This window comes from Streptococcus bovismuti, assembly GCF_042436615.2.
GTDB lineage: Bacteria > Bacillota > Bacilli > Lactobacillales > Streptococcaceae > Streptococcus.
This window is the reverse complement of the sequence record NZ_JBHMFR020000004.1, coordinates 78,815-93,048: the sequence shown is the minus strand read 5'-3', so window position 1 is coordinate 93,048 and position 14,234 is coordinate 78,815. Positions and strand designations below refer to the sequence as shown.

13 protein-coding genes are annotated in these 14,234 nt (G+C 39.2%); 3 read left to right on the top strand and 10 right to left on the bottom strand.

Annotation, left to right across the window (positions count from 1 at the left end):
• Window positions 1-244: 244 nt before the first annotated feature.
• The 8 genes from metF to ACERDH_RS05765 form a co-directional block, all read right to left on the bottom strand.
• A complete protein-coding gene (gene metF / locus ACERDH_RS05800; protein WP_084862959.1) occupies window positions 245-1,111 on the bottom strand; it encodes a methylenetetrahydrofolate reductase [NAD(P)H] in 867 nt (288 codons plus the stop codon).
• Between the two features lie 61 nt (window positions 1,112-1,172).
• Window positions 1,173-3,422 (bottom strand): 5-methyltetrahydropteroyltriglutamate--homocysteine S-methyltransferase, encoded by a 2,250-nt coding sequence (gene metE, locus ACERDH_RS05795; RefSeq protein ID WP_386684508.1) that lies wholly within the window; start codon window positions 3,420-3,422, stop codon window positions 1,173-1,175.
• A gap of 523 nt (window positions 3,423-3,945) precedes the next feature.
• Window positions 3,946-4,239 (bottom strand): helix-turn-helix domain-containing protein, encoded by a 294-nt coding sequence (locus tag ACERDH_RS05790; protein WP_386684505.1) that lies wholly within the window; start codon window positions 4,237-4,239, stop codon window positions 3,946-3,948.
• Entirely contained in the window at window positions 4,229-4,594 is a 366-nt protein-coding gene (locus ACERDH_RS05785) for a type II toxin-antitoxin system RelE/ParE family toxin (protein WP_386684502.1), read from the bottom strand. The genes ACERDH_RS05790 and ACERDH_RS05785 overlap by 11 nt, the downstream gene beginning before the upstream one ends.
• A 156-nt stretch (window positions 4,595-4,750) precedes the next feature.
• Window positions 4,751-5,116, bottom strand: a complete 366-nt coding sequence (locus ACERDH_RS05780; RefSeq protein WP_386684499.1) for a TIGR02328 family protein — start codon at window positions 5,114-5,116, stop codon at window positions 4,751-4,753.
• Window positions 5,100-5,504 carry a YbgA family protein gene (locus tag ACERDH_RS05775; RefSeq protein ID WP_386684496.1) on the bottom strand — a complete coding sequence of 135 codons (405 nt, stop codon included), beginning with the start codon at window positions 5,502-5,504 and terminating at the stop codon, window positions 5,100-5,102. Before ACERDH_RS05775 ends, ACERDH_RS05780 begins: the two co-directional genes overlap by 17 nt.
• A 54-nt stretch (window positions 5,505-5,558) precedes the next feature.
• A complete protein-coding gene (locus ACERDH_RS05770; protein ID WP_386684493.1) occupies window positions 5,559-7,304 on the bottom strand; it encodes a DUF2075 domain-containing protein in 1,746 nt (581 codons plus the stop codon).
• A complete protein-coding gene (locus tag ACERDH_RS05765) occupies window positions 7,304-7,639 on the bottom strand; it encodes a nucleotide pyrophosphohydrolase (protein WP_000843064.1) in 336 nt (111 codons plus the stop codon). Before ACERDH_RS05765 ends, ACERDH_RS05770 begins: the two co-directional genes overlap by 1 nt.
• Before the next feature lie 182 nt (window positions 7,640-7,821).
• On the opposite strand from ACERDH_RS05765, the gene ACERDH_RS05760 reads away from it, so the two are divergent.
• Window positions 7,822-8,439: a TVP38/TMEM64 family protein gene (locus tag ACERDH_RS05760; protein ID WP_000076170.1), complete on the top strand. Its 618-nt coding sequence runs from the start codon at window positions 7,822-7,824 to the stop codon at window positions 8,437-8,439.
• Between the two features lie 42 nt (window positions 8,440-8,481).
• Here ACERDH_RS05760 and scrK read toward each other — a convergent pair whose 3' ends face one another.
• Both scrK and ACERDH_RS05750 read right to left on the bottom strand, forming a co-directional pair.
• Window positions 8,482-9,369 carry a fructokinase ScrK gene (gene scrK, locus ACERDH_RS05755; protein WP_386684489.1) on the bottom strand — a complete coding sequence of 296 codons (888 nt, stop codon included), beginning with the start codon at window positions 9,367-9,369 and terminating at the stop codon, window positions 8,482-8,484.
• Window positions 9,370-9,509: 140 nt separating this feature from the next.
• Window positions 9,510-11,414, bottom strand: coding sequence for a sucrose-specific PTS transporter subunit IIBC (locus ACERDH_RS05750; protein WP_261121403.1), 1,905 nt, complete (start codon window positions 11,412-11,414; stop codon window positions 9,510-9,512).
• 380 nt (window positions 11,415-11,794) lie between these two features.
• Here ACERDH_RS05750 and ACERDH_RS05745 point away from each other — a divergent pair, with 380 nt between their 5' ends.
• Complete coding sequence (locus ACERDH_RS05745; protein ID WP_386684486.1) at window positions 11,795-13,249, top strand: sucrose-6-phosphate hydrolase; 1,455 nt, start codon at window positions 11,795-11,797, stop codon at window positions 13,247-13,249.
• Window positions 13,230-14,195 (top strand): LacI family DNA-binding transcriptional regulator, encoded by a 966-nt coding sequence (locus ACERDH_RS05740; protein WP_000226009.1) that lies wholly within the window; start codon window positions 13,230-13,232, stop codon window positions 14,193-14,195. The genes ACERDH_RS05745 and ACERDH_RS05740 overlap by 20 nt, the downstream gene beginning before the upstream one ends.
• Window positions 14,196-14,234 lie beyond the last annotated feature (39 nt).

Here is a 14,234-nt window from a genome sequence, read left to right as displayed (position 1 = left end):
TAGGATACCACGATAGCGTGAAACATCTTTTAAATACTCACTCCGTTCGTGTTTTTCGAGACACACATTATCAGATTTTATTTAAAAAATAATCAACTTTAAACAAACTTCTACAACCTAAATACCCTCATCTTTGTATCAAGTACGTACAGAGTCTATTTTATCATATTTTTCTTAAAAAGTGCGGTCTTTACCATTAAAAAGGAACCATTCCCCTCACCTGAGAAGAATGGTTTGCTTTTTATTATCCTAGAGACTGATGATTAAACAAGGCATGGGTTGCTTGGTGGATGTATTTTGCTGTTTCTGCATTGTTCATGGTGTAGAGATGCACTCCAGCAACATCTTGAGTTACCAAGTCCACGATTTGGTCCACTGCATAGGCAAGTCCTGCTGCTCTGAGCGACTCAGGGTCATGCTCATACTTGTCTAAGATAGCTTTAAATTTACGTGGAATATGGATATTCTCACAAGTCTTCAAGAGGCGAAGAGCTTGATTTCGATTCAGAATTGGCATAATCCCTGCATGAATAGGAACATCAATTCCAGCCAAGATGCACTTGTCTTGGAAATCATAGAAGCGCTCATTGTCAAAGAAAAGCTGAGTTACGAGGCTCGAGCAGCCTGCATCCACTTTCTTCTTGAGATTTTGGATATCTGAAATCTGATTTGGCGAATCTGGATGGCCTTCTGGATAGCAAGCTCCGATAATATCAAAGTGAGGAGCTTGCTCCTTGATGAACTCGATCAAGTCTGTTGCATAACGGAAATCCTTTTGAGGTTCCACATCAGGGATAATATCCCCACGAAGAGCCAAGATTTTCTGCACGCCAACCTTGTCCAAGTCAGCAATAGTTTCAGCCACCTTGTCCTTAGTTAAATAGATGGCTGGCAAGTGAGCAATAGTCGGAATCGCCAAGTCATTTTGGATAAAGTCAGCCAAACGAACCGTCGTTTCCTTGATATTAAATTTATTATTACTGGCAGTTACACTGATAAAGTGAGGAGCCAACTCCTGCATGTCCTGCAAGGCTGAAATAATTTTATCATTACCCACTTCTGGGTTTGGAGGGAACACTTCAAATGAGAGTGACGGTGTTTGGCGTGACATAGTCCTTATCCTTTTCTTTTTGATTTCATTTTGAACAACCGTTATAGGGAGAAATCTAATCTTACAATTTCTCACGCGCAGCTTTAGCTGCTTCAACAAGGCGGATCAAACTTTCTTTTGTTTCTGGAATACCACGTGTTTTCAAACCACAGTCAGGGTTGATCCAAACTTTCTTGCTTGGTACTTTAGCAAGGATGGCTTCGATTGTGTTGTCGATTTCGCCTTCATTTGGCACACGAGGTGAGTGGATATCGTAAACCCCAGGTCCCACTTCAGTTTGGAAGTTTTTCGCTTTGAGTTCGTCCAAGATTTCAAGGTTTGAACGGCTAGCTTCAAAGGAAATAACGTCCGCATCCATGTTGTCGATAGCTGGGATGATATCTGTAAATTCTGAGTAACACATGTGAGTGTGGATTTGTGTATCTGGCGCTACTGTTGAGTGTACCAAGCGGAAGGCAGGAATTGCCCAGTCAAGGTAGTCTTCGTACCAGTCGCTACGACGAAGTGGCAATTTTTCACGAAGAGCAGCCTCGTCGATTTGGATGATTTTCACACCAGCAGCTTCAAGGTCAAGCACTTCATCCTTAATAGCAAGGGCAATTTGAAGAGTAGAATCCTTGATAGAGATGTCTTCACGTGGGAATGACCAGTTAAGAATTGTAACAGGTCCAGTCAACATACCTTTAACAGGTTTGTTTGTACGGCTTTGTGCATAGCTAGACCATTTAACAGTGATTGGGTTAAGACGAGTGACATCACCCCAGATGATTGGTGGTTTTACCCCACGCATACCGTAAGATTGTACCCAACCATTTTTAGAGAAGAGGTAACCTGACAAGTTTTGACCGAAGTACTCAACCATGTCATTACGCTCGAACTCACCATGAACAAGGACATCAAAGTCGATATCTTCTTGCCATTTGATCCATTCATCGATCGTTTCAGCAAGGAAAGCATCGTACTCTTCTTGAGACAATTCACCTTTACGGTAAGCTAAACGTTTCGCACGAACTTCTTTAGTTTGAGGGAATGAACCGATAGTTGTTGTTGGAAGAGCTGGAAGTTTGAAAGCTTCTTCTTGGATAGCTTCGCGTTCTGCAAAGGCTGGCAAACGAGTGTAGTCAGCGTCTGTCAAGCCAGCGATACGAGCACGAAGTTCAGCATTTTCACCAACACGCTCAGTCGCAAAGAGTTCTTTATTAGCAGCAAGTGCTTCTTCACCTTGACCATTGCGGATAGCATCCAAATCACGGATTTCGTCTAATTTTTCAACTGCGAAGGCAAAGTGGTTCAAGATAGCTGGTTCAAATTCTTCATTAGCTGTTGTAAATGGCACATGAAGAAGTGAGCATGAGCTTGTCAATACGATGTTTTCAGCTGGGATTTGCTCAAGAATAGCCAAACTCTTTTCGTAGTTGTTACGCCAGATGTTTTTACCATTGACAATACCTGCATAGAGAGTCTTGTCAGCTGGGAAACCACCTTTAACGAGTTCAAGAGTTTTCTTACCTTCAACGAAGTCAAGACCGATAGCATCAACTGGCAAGTTTACAAGGTCAGCGTAGACATCACGAACGTCACCAAAGTAAGTTTGAAGCAAGACTTCAAGACCTTTTTTATCAGCCAAAAGTTTGTTGTAGAGATTCAAGAAGAGAGTTTTTTCTTCGGCTGTCAAGTCTTTTACAAGAGCAGCTTCATCCAATTGGATGCGAGTTGCACCAAGTTCAGCCAATTTAGCAAAAACTTCTTGGTAAGCAGCAACTAAGCTGTCTACGAAGTCTTCTGCTTTCACACCTTCTTCAAAGTCTGACAATTGAAGGAAAGTGAATGGTCCTACAAGGACTGGACGAGTGTTCAATCCAAGCTCTTTTGCTTCTTGGAACTCATCGAAAATCTTGTGACCAGCAAGTTTGACTTGAGTGTCTTTTTCAAATTTAGGAACGATGTAGTGGTAGTTGGTGTTGAACCATTTCTTCATTGGAAGGGCGCGAACGTCCCCTTTTTCTCCTTGGTAACCACGACCCAAAGCGAAGTAGCGCTCAAGGTCAGACAAGTCCAAGTTTTGAACTGAAGCAGGTACCACGTTGAAAAGGAAAGCTGCATCTAGGAAGTTGTCATAGTGAGAAAAGTCATTTGATGGAATTTCAGTGATGCCTTTTTCTTTGACAATGTTCCAGTGTTTAGCACGCAAGTCTTTTGCTGCTGCCAAGAGTTCTTCTTCTGAGATTTCTTTTCTAAAGTATTTTTCAGTTGTAAATTTTAATTCGCGGAATTCTCCCAAACGAGGGAAACCGATGATTGTAGTTGACATGATGTGTCCTCCAAAATTTGTTGTTGAAACTATCTTAACAGAAAAGAAAGCGTCTGTATAATTGTAAAAAATTAGGCTTTAATATAGTTTGAAACTATACCTATGTTTTGAACAAAAGAAAAAGACTTGAGACAAATACCTCAAATCCCTTGTGTAGCTTGTTTTATAGCTCTATTGCAGTTAGGCTGTTCAAATACGTTATTAGTAATTCTTATAAGTGACTATGGCTTGTTATTAGAAAAGACTATAGGTTAATTTTTCTTTTGTAATTCTGATATTTCCCTTAAAAAGTGCGGACGGGAGCAACTTACTTCGTAATTTCATCCCTAATTTTTGAGCCAGAATGTCTCAAAAATTCCGTTCTAGATAATAATGAATTATTATCTAGAATACCACTATAGCGGAAATATCCGCTAAAAGCTCACTTCGTTCACTCTTAATTAAAAAAAGTTTGATTTTCTAAAATTATAAAATTGAGGTACTATAACTGTTAAATTTGTTAAATCTTTCCAACTTCTACCACTCAACTCTTTTCCTGTTTAAGTGGGACGACTGCTAATGTCTTTCCCAAACTGGATAAAACTTTTAATACTGTATCTAACTGAGGGCTTGTCTTGCCTGTTTCCATCCTAGCTATGACAGGCTGGCTCACTCCACTAAGTTCTTCAAGCTTTTTCTGACTTATTCCTTGTTCCTGTCTGGCTGCAATCAATTCACTCATGATAGCTACTCGCATATCACTTTCAAGGATTTCCTCCTTGGTAAAGAGTTCTGAACGGACATCCTTCCAATTACTCCCGATAGCACTATTCTTCATCACTTAACCCTCTTTCTTTTAAGTCCTTCAGTTCACGCTTGGCTTTTTCAATTTCTCTTCTAGGAGTTTTCTGAGTCTTTTTGACAAAATGATGTAAAAGAACAAAACTCCCATCAAACCACGCTACAAATAAAATTCGATCTCTCAGAGGTCTTAGTTCCCAAATCTCATCTTCCAAATGTTTGATATAGGGTTCACCAGCTCTCGTCCCATGCTGACTAAGCAACTCGATATAGTCGTTTAGTTTATTGAGTTTGATCCGACTATCCTTACTTTTCTGACTAGCCAATTCTCTCATATAATCCAAAACTGGCTCGTTTCCATTTTTGTCCTTATAGAAGTAAATCGTATGCACCAAGCAACCTCTTTCTAATTCAATTATAACTCAAAAGTTATTAAAAGTAAATCTGAACACTCATAAAAAGAAGACCTTAGAATCATTCCAAAGGTCTCATCTTTATTATTCGAAAAAATTACGAGAAGAGTTATAAATTGAAGGCAATCCTTACTATTATTCCAGCTCAATCCCTTTCTCTCGTAGATTGTCCAGACACTCCTTATAGTAGGCAGCGTCATGTTCGCTATAGATAGGGCGAGTCAACTTCTCCTCTGCTAAATCTTGATAAGGAGAGCAAGTCTTGCCACGGTAGTTCTTATCCAACCACTCTGAACTAACATTATAGCCACGGTCATCCATCTCTTCCATAATCAAGCGATGATAGGCATAAAGGCGATAGGGCGAGTGAGTAAAGACATAGTCTACAGTCGCATGCTTTCTGCCCCAGCCATTGCCACGTAGGGCGCAACACTCTCGATGCTGCCCCAAAAGTTGAGGACGGGGAAGTTGTGAAATCAAAGCCTCATGCCAAAGTCTCATGACACTCTCCTTTCAGTAAAGTAGAATTTTGAAGATAAGCATTTGGGTAACGTTCAAGCAACTCTCTCGTCTTAGTAATTACATCTTCCTTGGAAGCTTGAGCAAAGCGGTAGCGATCCAACAAGAGCATATAATCTTTACGCTCATCCTCTGTCGCTTTCTTCTTGAAATAACCCCAAATATGCTGAAAGGCATTGCAAACCTGACCTCTATGCTCAGGTATTTGACAGGCACGGTCAATCAGTTCTTGAACATGACTGACCTCCACCTGTTCATTCTTCAAGTATTGGCGAATCTCATTGTAAATATTGCTGGAATAGCTCAAAACAAGGTATTTGTTTCTCGCCCAGAGTTGTTGGCAAAGGGCACATTGATTGTTATTATTCATAACTGACATTATACCATGTTTGGTTTCAAAAAAATCTATTCCTACCTTATACTCTTATAAAATTGCCTCTTTTAAAGCTGCTTGAAGTTCTTCATCTACTGCGTATATATACAGTCCATTTACTCCTCTTGTTAGTAAAACATTTAATTCATTTTTTAAAAGATCTACACCAAAGTTTCTCATTTCACCATTGTCGAGTTTTCTATTTTGGACTGCACCTTTATTTTTACTAGCAGAAATATCGAACTTAATTTCACCATTTCTATATTTGACTGATGGACCAATAATTACCCCAGCGTAATTCAAATCAAAACCTTGAACAGTAAAAGTTGAACCTACTTCATTAATTGTTTGTGGTTGTTCAATCCAAGACAGTTTAGAGTCTTTTTTATCCCTATGTAATTCTCTATTCCAAGGACACGACCAGTCGTCTATTTCCACACACCAATAGTCTTTATCTATTGGTTTAGATTGACTACTATAATCCCAATCATAGGTTGCTATTAACCTAGAAATTCCTAAGTGTTGATTCTTATCTTTTAATTTAATAGCATCTTGTAATTCCTTGGGAGAATTAAATATTTGGATATCATAGTTCTTGTCTTTTTTTAACTTAGTAATTATTCTTTCATCTACTATTTTTCTAATCCAACTGACTGTTGATTCGCTAGCTTTTATACGCATTTGATTGTTTAGTTCTATTAAATTGCCAGATTGTTTTGCATGATGTTGTAAAGTTAAAAATGAATCATCGACCCAGATTTGGGACTTATTCATTATTTGATTATCATCGTAAACTAGAACGACTACTTTAGATTTTGAAAGAATATCCTTTAAATGATTGCCACCTTGATAAGCTTGGTTTTTTGCTGTCAAAAGTAAGTGCCCTTCATCAATAACGACTATACCAGCATCTACATCTTGTTTTTTCAGTGCATTTAGAAACTGGGTTGGTTTCATAGTAACATCAAGATTTAACCCACTTTTCCACTCAAGTTTTTTCTCAATTTCTTTATAGACACTTAATTGGTCGTCATGATTGACAACTAGATTTATAGTATTATTTTCTCTTATAAATTCTGTATCATCAGAATTCAATAAATCATCTATTAAAGAACTCATCAGTACCGTTTTCCCAGCACCAGCTTCTCCTTTAACCAAGATTAAAGTTTCAAATTCATTCTTACTGAGAGCTGAAGTAATTTTAAAAATGATTTCATTTTTTGCTTTTATTTGCTCAGTGGTTAATTTATGAAAAGGTGAGGATTTGAAAATAGCAGAATTTCTAACAATACTTTCAGCAGGAAATAAAAATTGATTTTTTTTATTTAATGAACGCCAAATTTTTGAAAAAATTGAATCTAACTCATCGGATGTATAATATTCATTTTGAGGATTTCCTCTTCTATTTTGTACCCTGGTTACATTATCGACACTTGATAAATATAACATTAAGCGATTTTCTATATCTAGAGTTAACGACTTATTAAAATGATTGTGACCAATTACAAACATCTTCGTTGTCGAAGATGTTGCAAAATCTCTCCAATCATCTCTATTTTCTTTTTTTATATCGTCAATTAAGTGTTGACTTGTTCGCCGAATTATATCAGTTGTTTCTCCTATGTACACACTAAATCGATTCTTTTTCTCATCGTTAACAATATAAACTACCGGATAATCAAATAAAGATTTTAAATCATTTTTATTTTCATTAAATTTAAGTTGGTTTTTAAGTTTCACCAACGAGTTACTGGTATAATCTATTTCTCTAACAATTGGACTTTGTATTTTTACCATTATTTCTCCAACTCAGTGTATTTTTTGCTATTACCTCTGCTCAAGTTAACTGGATATTTCATATTGTTAGAGATAAGTTTATCATCAATAATCTTATTTACATCAAGTTGTAAATTATCAGCTAACATAAAACTATAAATTAAAACATCTGCCAACTCTTCAGCAATTTTATCTAATGAATGGCTGACAACTTCATCTGGCTGTTTCCATTGGAACAATTCTAAAAGTTCACTAGCTTCCAATGAAATGGATATAGCTAAATCTTTTTCATTATGAAATTTTCTCCAATCCCGATCATCTCTAAATTTATTAATTTTATCTATTGTTGACTTCATTTATTTTCTCCGATATAAATTTACTTATACACATTATATCATGAAACCCGTTCTTAAATTTTATAATTGGAATAAAATTAGGTTTAAATTCTTGAGCTTCACTCTAATCCAAAAACAATCCATTCCCCCTTTCTCCTCCAAAATATGGTATAGTAGAGTTATACTATCTATGAGGAGTTCACATGTCACAGGATAAACAAATGAAAGCTGTTTCTCCCCTTCTGCAGCAAGTTATCAACATCTCATCGATTGTCGGTGGGGTTGGGAGTTTGATTTTCTGTATTTGGGCTTATCAGGCTGGGGTTTTACAGTCTAAGGAAACCCTCTCTGCCTTTATCCAGCAGGCAGGTATCTGGGGGCCACCTCTCTTTATCTTTTTACAGATTTTACAAACAGTCGTCCCTATCATTCCTGGAGCCTTGACCTCGGTGGCTGGTGTCTTTATCTACGGTCACATCATCGGGACTATCTACAACTATATCGGCATCGTGATTGGCTGTGCCATTATCTTTTATCTAGTGCGCCTCTATGGAGCTGCCTTTGTCCAGTCTGTCGTCAGCAAGCGTACCTATGACAAGTATATCGGCTGGTTGGATAAGGGCAATCGTTTTGACCGTTTCTTTATCTTTATGATGATTTGGCCCATTAGTCCAGCTGACTTTCTCTGTATGCTAGCTGCCCTGACCAAGATGAGCTTCAAGCGCTATATGACCATCATCATTCTGACTAAGCCCTTTACCCTCGTGGTTTATACCTACGGTCTGACCTATATTATTGACTTTTTCTGGCAAATGCTTTGACATGTAAAAAATCCGTTTGGTTTCCCAAGCGGATTTTGTGCTTTATTTTGAAACTTCTTTTGCAAGAACAAAGTTCCCAAGTGTGGCAGAACCATTTCCTGCGACTGCTGGTGTCACGATGTAATCACGCACATCTGGTACTGGTAGGTAACCGTTGAGAAGAGCTGTAAATTTCTCACGGACACGGTCCAGCATGTGTTGTTGAGCCATGACCCCTCCACCAAAGACAATCACGTCTGGACGGAAAGTCACTGTCGCATTGACCGCAGCTTGAGCGATATAGTAGGCTTGGACATCCCAAACAGGGTTGTTCAGTTCAATGTTTTCCCCACGAACACCTGTACGAGCTTCCAAACTTGGACCAGCTGCATAACCTTCCAAACAACCCTTGTGGAATGGACAAACACCGTTGAATTCTTTTTCAATATCCATTGGGTGTCTAGCTACATAGTAGTGACCCATTTCAGGGTGACCCACACCGCCGATAAACTCACCACGTTGGATAACACCTGCACCAATACCTGTACCGATTGTGTAGTAAACCAAGTTTTCAATGCGAGCACCAGCATTGTTACGAGCAACTACTTCACCATAGGCAGAGCTGTTTACATCTGTTGTGAAGTACATTGGCACGTTTAGGGCGCGGCGAAGGGCACCAAGCAAGTCCACATTTGCCCAGTTAGGTTTTGGAGTTGTTGTGATAAATCCGTAAGTTTTTGAGTTTTTATCGATATCGATTGGACCAAATGAACCAATGGCAAGTCCTGCAAGATTGTCGAATTTTGAGAAGAACTCAATGGTTTTATCGATTGTTTCAATAGGTGTTGTTGTAGGAAATTGTACCTTTTCTACAACGTTATAGTTTTCATCTCCGACAGCACAGACAAATTTTGTACCGCCTGCTTCCAAGCTTCCGTATAGTTTTGTCATGATTAACCTCTTGTATTTATTTTCTTTATTATAGCATATTTCCAGACTGAAAATTGCTCAATATTTTAGATTTTCCTCTGTAAATTTTACCATTCAATCAAAAACGAACAAACATGACATTTGTTCGTTTTTTTGATTTATTAAGCTTTAACTTCGATGATTGCATCACCCTTAGCAACAGATCCAGAAGCAACTGGATTTACTGAAGCAAAGTCTGCAGTGTTTGTTACGATAACCATAGTTGTGTTATCAAGTCCTGCAGCGGCAATCTTAGCTGAGTCAAATGTTCCAAGAACATCTCCAGCTTTAACCTTGTCACCTTGAGCAACTTTATGGTTGAAGCCTTCACCATTCATTGAAACAGTATCGATACCAACGTGAATTAAGATTTCAGCACCGTTAGCTGTTCTCAATCCATAAGCATGGCCAGTTGGGAAGACGATTGTTACTTCAGCATCAGCTGGTGCGTAAACAAGGTCTTGGCTAGGTTTCACAGCGATACCTTGTCCCATAGCTCCGCTTGAGAAGACTGGGTCATTTACATTTGAAAGAGCAACAACATCACCAACGATTGGTGTTTGGATTGTTTCGTTTTGAAGGGCTGCTGGAATTTCCTCATTTACCTCTGTAGCTTCTTCAGAAGTTGTTTCTTCTGCCACTTCTGTTTCTTCTTTGTAGCCAAAAGCATAAGTCAATCCGAAACCAAGAGCAGTTGTTACTAGAACCATAAAGATATACTTGAGAAGTTGACCATTTATGTAGAGAAGTGTTCCAGGAATGATAGTAATGCCAAAACTAGTACCTGCCAAACCTAGGATGTTCGCTAACCAACCACCAGCAGCACCAGCGATAAGTCCCATGATAAACGGTTTACCATAGCGAAGATTAATACCAAAAATAGCTGGTTCAGTGATACCAAGCCCAGCAGAAAGTGCAGCTGGGAAGGCAAGAGCTTTAATTTTTGGATTCTTTGTTTTCACACCAACAGCAAGGGTTGCTCCAAGTTGAGCAGTCATAGCCGCTGTAATAATAGCATTAAGAGGATCTGAACCTGTAGAAGTTACTAAGTTAGATTCTAATAAGTTGAAGATATGGTGGACACCTGTAACGACGATGACCTGATGAACACCACCAAGGATTAATCCACCTAGACCCATTGGGAGACTGAGCAACCAAACAGTAGCGATTTTAACGTAGCTTTCAACTTCATGGAATACAGGTCCAATGACAAACAAGGCCAAAATAGACATCACCAAGAAAGTCAAGAATGGTACAAGGAGTAAGTCTAATACATCTGGGATACGCTTACGTAACCACTTTTCGAGCTTCGCACCGGTCAATCCGACGAAGAAAGCTGGTAAAACTGAGTTTTGATAACCTACAACCTTGATAAAACCAAAGAACATAATTGGCTGAGCATCACCAGAAGCAACAGCCCAAGCATTTGGTAAGGCTGAGTTAACCATCATCAACCCTAGAACCAGACCAATTAAAGGATTCCCACCGAATACACGGAAGGCTGACCAACAGATCAAAGCTGGGAAGAAGGCGAAGGCTGTATCCGTCAATACAACTGAATAAGTATAGAAGTTTGTTGCTTTAAAAGCTTCCGCAGTTGTTCCAAACAAAGCCAAAACTTGATCTTGAACAATAGCCCCACGAATTCCCATAAACAAACCAGTAGCAACGATTGCTGGCAAAAGTGGTACAAAGACATCACCGAAAGTACGGATAGCACGTTGGAACCAATTTCCTTGTTTAGCAGCTTCTGCTTTCATGTCATCTTTAGATGATGTTGGCAAACCAAGTGCAACAACTTCATCGTACATTTTGTTAACTGTACCTGTACCAAAGATGATTTGGTATTGACCTGAGTTAAAGAAAGCACCTTGAACTTTTTCCAAGTTCTCAATCACTTCTTTATTGATTTTTCCTTCATCTTTGACCATGACACGAAGACGAGTCGCACAGTGGGCAACACTGTTGACATTTTCACGTCCGCCCAAGGCATCGATGACTTTTTTTGCAATTTCCTGATTGTTCATTTGCAAAAATCTCCTTATATAAAATTTTGTTCTTGTTTGAAAGCGATTTTATCCGCCCTTACGACTATTATTTTATCATGTTTTAGAAATATGTCAAGCGTTTTGCAGAAAAAATATTCTATCCACTTAGTTGGCTCGCTTTAAGTTGATTGTTTTTGATTGTTTTATCAGGTATTCCTAAAAAATATAAGTTTGAAATCTTGGTTAAAAGGGTTTTATTTCATTATCTTTCATATTTTCGTGAAAATGTGATTGATTTCCTGCATTTATTTTGTGACAAACGTTTGACAGTTTTTTCTCTTTTTTAACATAAAAGTCTTGCTTTTTTTTCCGAAAACGGTTACTATTAAAAGTGATAAGATTTTTGGAGGAATGAAAGAATGGAATGGACTACTGAGCGTCGTTACAGACTTTATCAAGATTGGACGCAAGAAGAAATTAAGAATATTAAGGAAAATATGGCACAATCTCCGTGGCATACTCATTACCATGTTGAGCCAAAAACAGGACTTCTCAACGACCCAAATGGCTTTTCTTACTTTGATGGGAAGTGGATTGTTTTTTATCAAAATTTTCCTTTCGGTGCAGCCCACGGTTTGAAATCTTGGGTGCAGTTGGAAAGTGATGATTTGGTTCACTTCACAGAAACTGGTGTCAAAGTTTTGCCTGATACTCCATTAGATAGCCACGGTGCCTACTCTGGTTCTGCCATGCAGTTTGGCGATAACTTGTTCCTATTTTATACAGGAAATGTTCGCGATGAAAACTGGATCCGTCACCCATACCAGATCGGTGCTTTGATGGACAAGGATGGTAAGATTACAAAGATTGACAAGATCTTGATTGACCAGCCAGCTGACTCTACTGACCACTTCCGTGACCCACAAATTTTTAATTTCAAAGGTCAATACTATGCTATCGTCGGTGGTCAGGACTTGGAGAAAAAAGGCTTCGTCCGTCTCTACAAGGCTGTAGACAACGACTATACAAACTGGCAAGCAGTTGGTGACCTTGACTTTGCTAACGACCGCACTGCCTACATGATGGAATGCCCAAATCTGGTCTTTGTAGGGGAGCAACCTGTCCTTCTCTACTGCCCACAAGGATTGGATAAGAAAGTTCTAGACTACGACAATATCTATCCAAATATGTATAAGATTGGGGCTTCCTTTGACCCTGAAAATGCCAAAATAATAGATGTGTCTCAACTTCAAAACATGGACTATGGTTTCGAAGCCTATGCTACTCAAGCCTTCAACGCTCCTGATGGACGTGCTCTAGCTGTTAGCTGGCTTGGCTTGCCTGATGTTTCATATCCATCTGACCGTTTTGACCACCAAGGAACCTTCTCTTTGGTCAAGGAACTCACTATCAAAGACGGCAAACTCCACCAATACCCAGTCGCTACTATCAAGGACCTTCGTGTTTCTGAAGAACCTTTCTCAAACCGTTCCCAAACCAAGAACACTTACGAACTCGAACTCAACTTGGAAGCCAATAGCCAGAGCGAGATTGTCCTACTTGCTGATCAAGAAGGCAAGGGACTTTCCATCAACTTTGACCTTGTAAATGGTCAAGTGACAGTAGATCGTAGCCAGGCTGGAGAACAGTATGCCCAAGAATTTGGAACTACACGTTCTTGCCCTATCGACAATCAAGCTACTACTGCTACAATCTTCATCGATAACTCTGTCTTTGAAATTTTCATCAATAAAGGAGAAAAAGTATTTTCTGGTCGTGTCTTCCCACATGCGGACCAAAATGGTATCCTGATTAAATCTGGAAACCCAACTGGAACTTACTATGAATTAGATTATGGTCGCAAAACTAACTGATGTCGCCAAACTTGCAGGCGTCAGCCCTACTACCGTTTCTCGGGTTATCAACAAAAAAGGGTATTTATCAGAGAAAACCATTCAAAAGGTTAATGAAGCCATGCGAGAATTGGGCTATAAACCCAACAACCTAGCTCGTAGTCTGCAAGGAAAATCAGCTAAGTTAATCGGCTTGATTTTCCCCAATATTTCCAACGTTTTCTATGCAGAATTGATTGACAAGCTGGAACACCAACTCTTCAAAAATGGTTACAAGACCATCATCTGCAACAGCGAGCACGATTCTGAGAAGGAACGTGAATACATCGAAATGTTGGAAGCAAATCAGGTTGACGGCATCATTTCGGGCAGTCATAACTTGGGAATCGAAGACTACAATCGCGTGACAGCGCCGATTATTTCCTTTGACCGGAACCTGTCTCCAGATATTCCTGTCGTTTCCTCTGACAACTATGCTGGTGGGGTTCTTGCCGCCCAGACCTTAGTTAAGACAGGCGCCCAGTCTATCATCATGATTACAGGGAATGACAATTCCAATTCGCCAACTGGGCTACGCCACGCTGGTTTTGCTTCTGTACTCCCCAAAGCTCCTATTATCAATGTTTCCAGTGACTTTTCTCCTGTCAGAAAAGAAATGGAAATCAAGAATATCTTAACTCGACAAAAGCCAGATGCCATTTTTGCTTCAGATGACTTAACAGCTATTCTGGTCATTAAAATCGCTCAAGAACTGGGCATTTCTGTCCCTGAAGAGCTTAAAGTCATCGGCTATGATGGGACCTACTTTATCGAGAATTACTACCCTCAACTGGCTACTATTAAGCAACCCTTGGAAGAGATTGCCTGCCTCACTGTTGACCTCCTCTTGCAAAAAATCGAAGGCAAGGAAGTCGCCACAACAGGTTACTTCTTACCAGTTACCTTATTACCAGGAAAAAGTATTTAATACTCTTCGAAAATCAAAGAGCAAACTAGGAAGCTAGCC

Bases quoted from the DNA above. Each gene is read 5' to 3' on its own strand.
- metF (WP_084862959.1), bottom strand. From the start codon at position 1,111: ATGTCACGCCAAACACCGTCACTCTCATTTGAAGTGTTCCCTCCAAAC.
- metE (WP_386684508.1), bottom strand. From the start codon at position 3,422: ATGTCAACTACAATCATCGGTTTCCCTCGTTTGGGAGAATTCCGCGAA.
- ACERDH_RS05790 (WP_386684505.1), bottom strand. From the start codon at position 4,239: ATGAAGAATAGTGCTATCGGGAGTAATTGGAAGGATGTCCGTTCAGAA.
- ACERDH_RS05780 (WP_386684499.1), bottom strand. From the start codon at position 5,116: ATGAGACTTTGGCATGAGGCTTTGATTTCACAACTTCCCCGTCCTCAA.
- ACERDH_RS05775 (WP_386684496.1), bottom strand. From the start codon at position 5,504: ATGAATAATAACAATCAATGTGCCCTTTGCCAACAACTCTGGGCGAGA.
- ACERDH_RS05770 (WP_386684493.1), bottom strand. From the start codon at position 7,304: ATGGTAAAAATACAAAGTCCAATTGTTAGAGAAATAGATTATACCAGT.
- ACERDH_RS05765 (WP_000843064.1), bottom strand. From the start codon at position 7,639: ATGAAGTCAACAATAGATAAAATTAATAAATTTAGAGATGATCGGGAT.
- ACERDH_RS05760 (WP_000076170.1), top strand. From the start codon at position 7,822: ATGTCACAGGATAAACAAATGAAAGCTGTTTCTCCCCTTCTGCAGCAA.
- scrK (WP_386684489.1), bottom strand. From the start codon at position 9,369: ATGACAAAACTATACGGAAGCTTGGAAGCAGGCGGTACAAAATTTGTC.
- ACERDH_RS05750 (WP_261121403.1), bottom strand. From the start codon at position 11,414: ATGAACAATCAGGAAATTGCAAAAAAAGTCATCGATGCCTTGGGCGGA.
- ACERDH_RS05745 (WP_386684486.1), top strand. From the start codon at position 11,795: ATGGAATGGACTACTGAGCGTCGTTACAGACTTTATCAAGATTGGACG.
- ACERDH_RS05740 (WP_000226009.1), top strand. From the start codon at position 13,230: ATGGTCGCAAAACTAACTGATGTCGCCAAACTTGCAGGCGTCAGCCCT.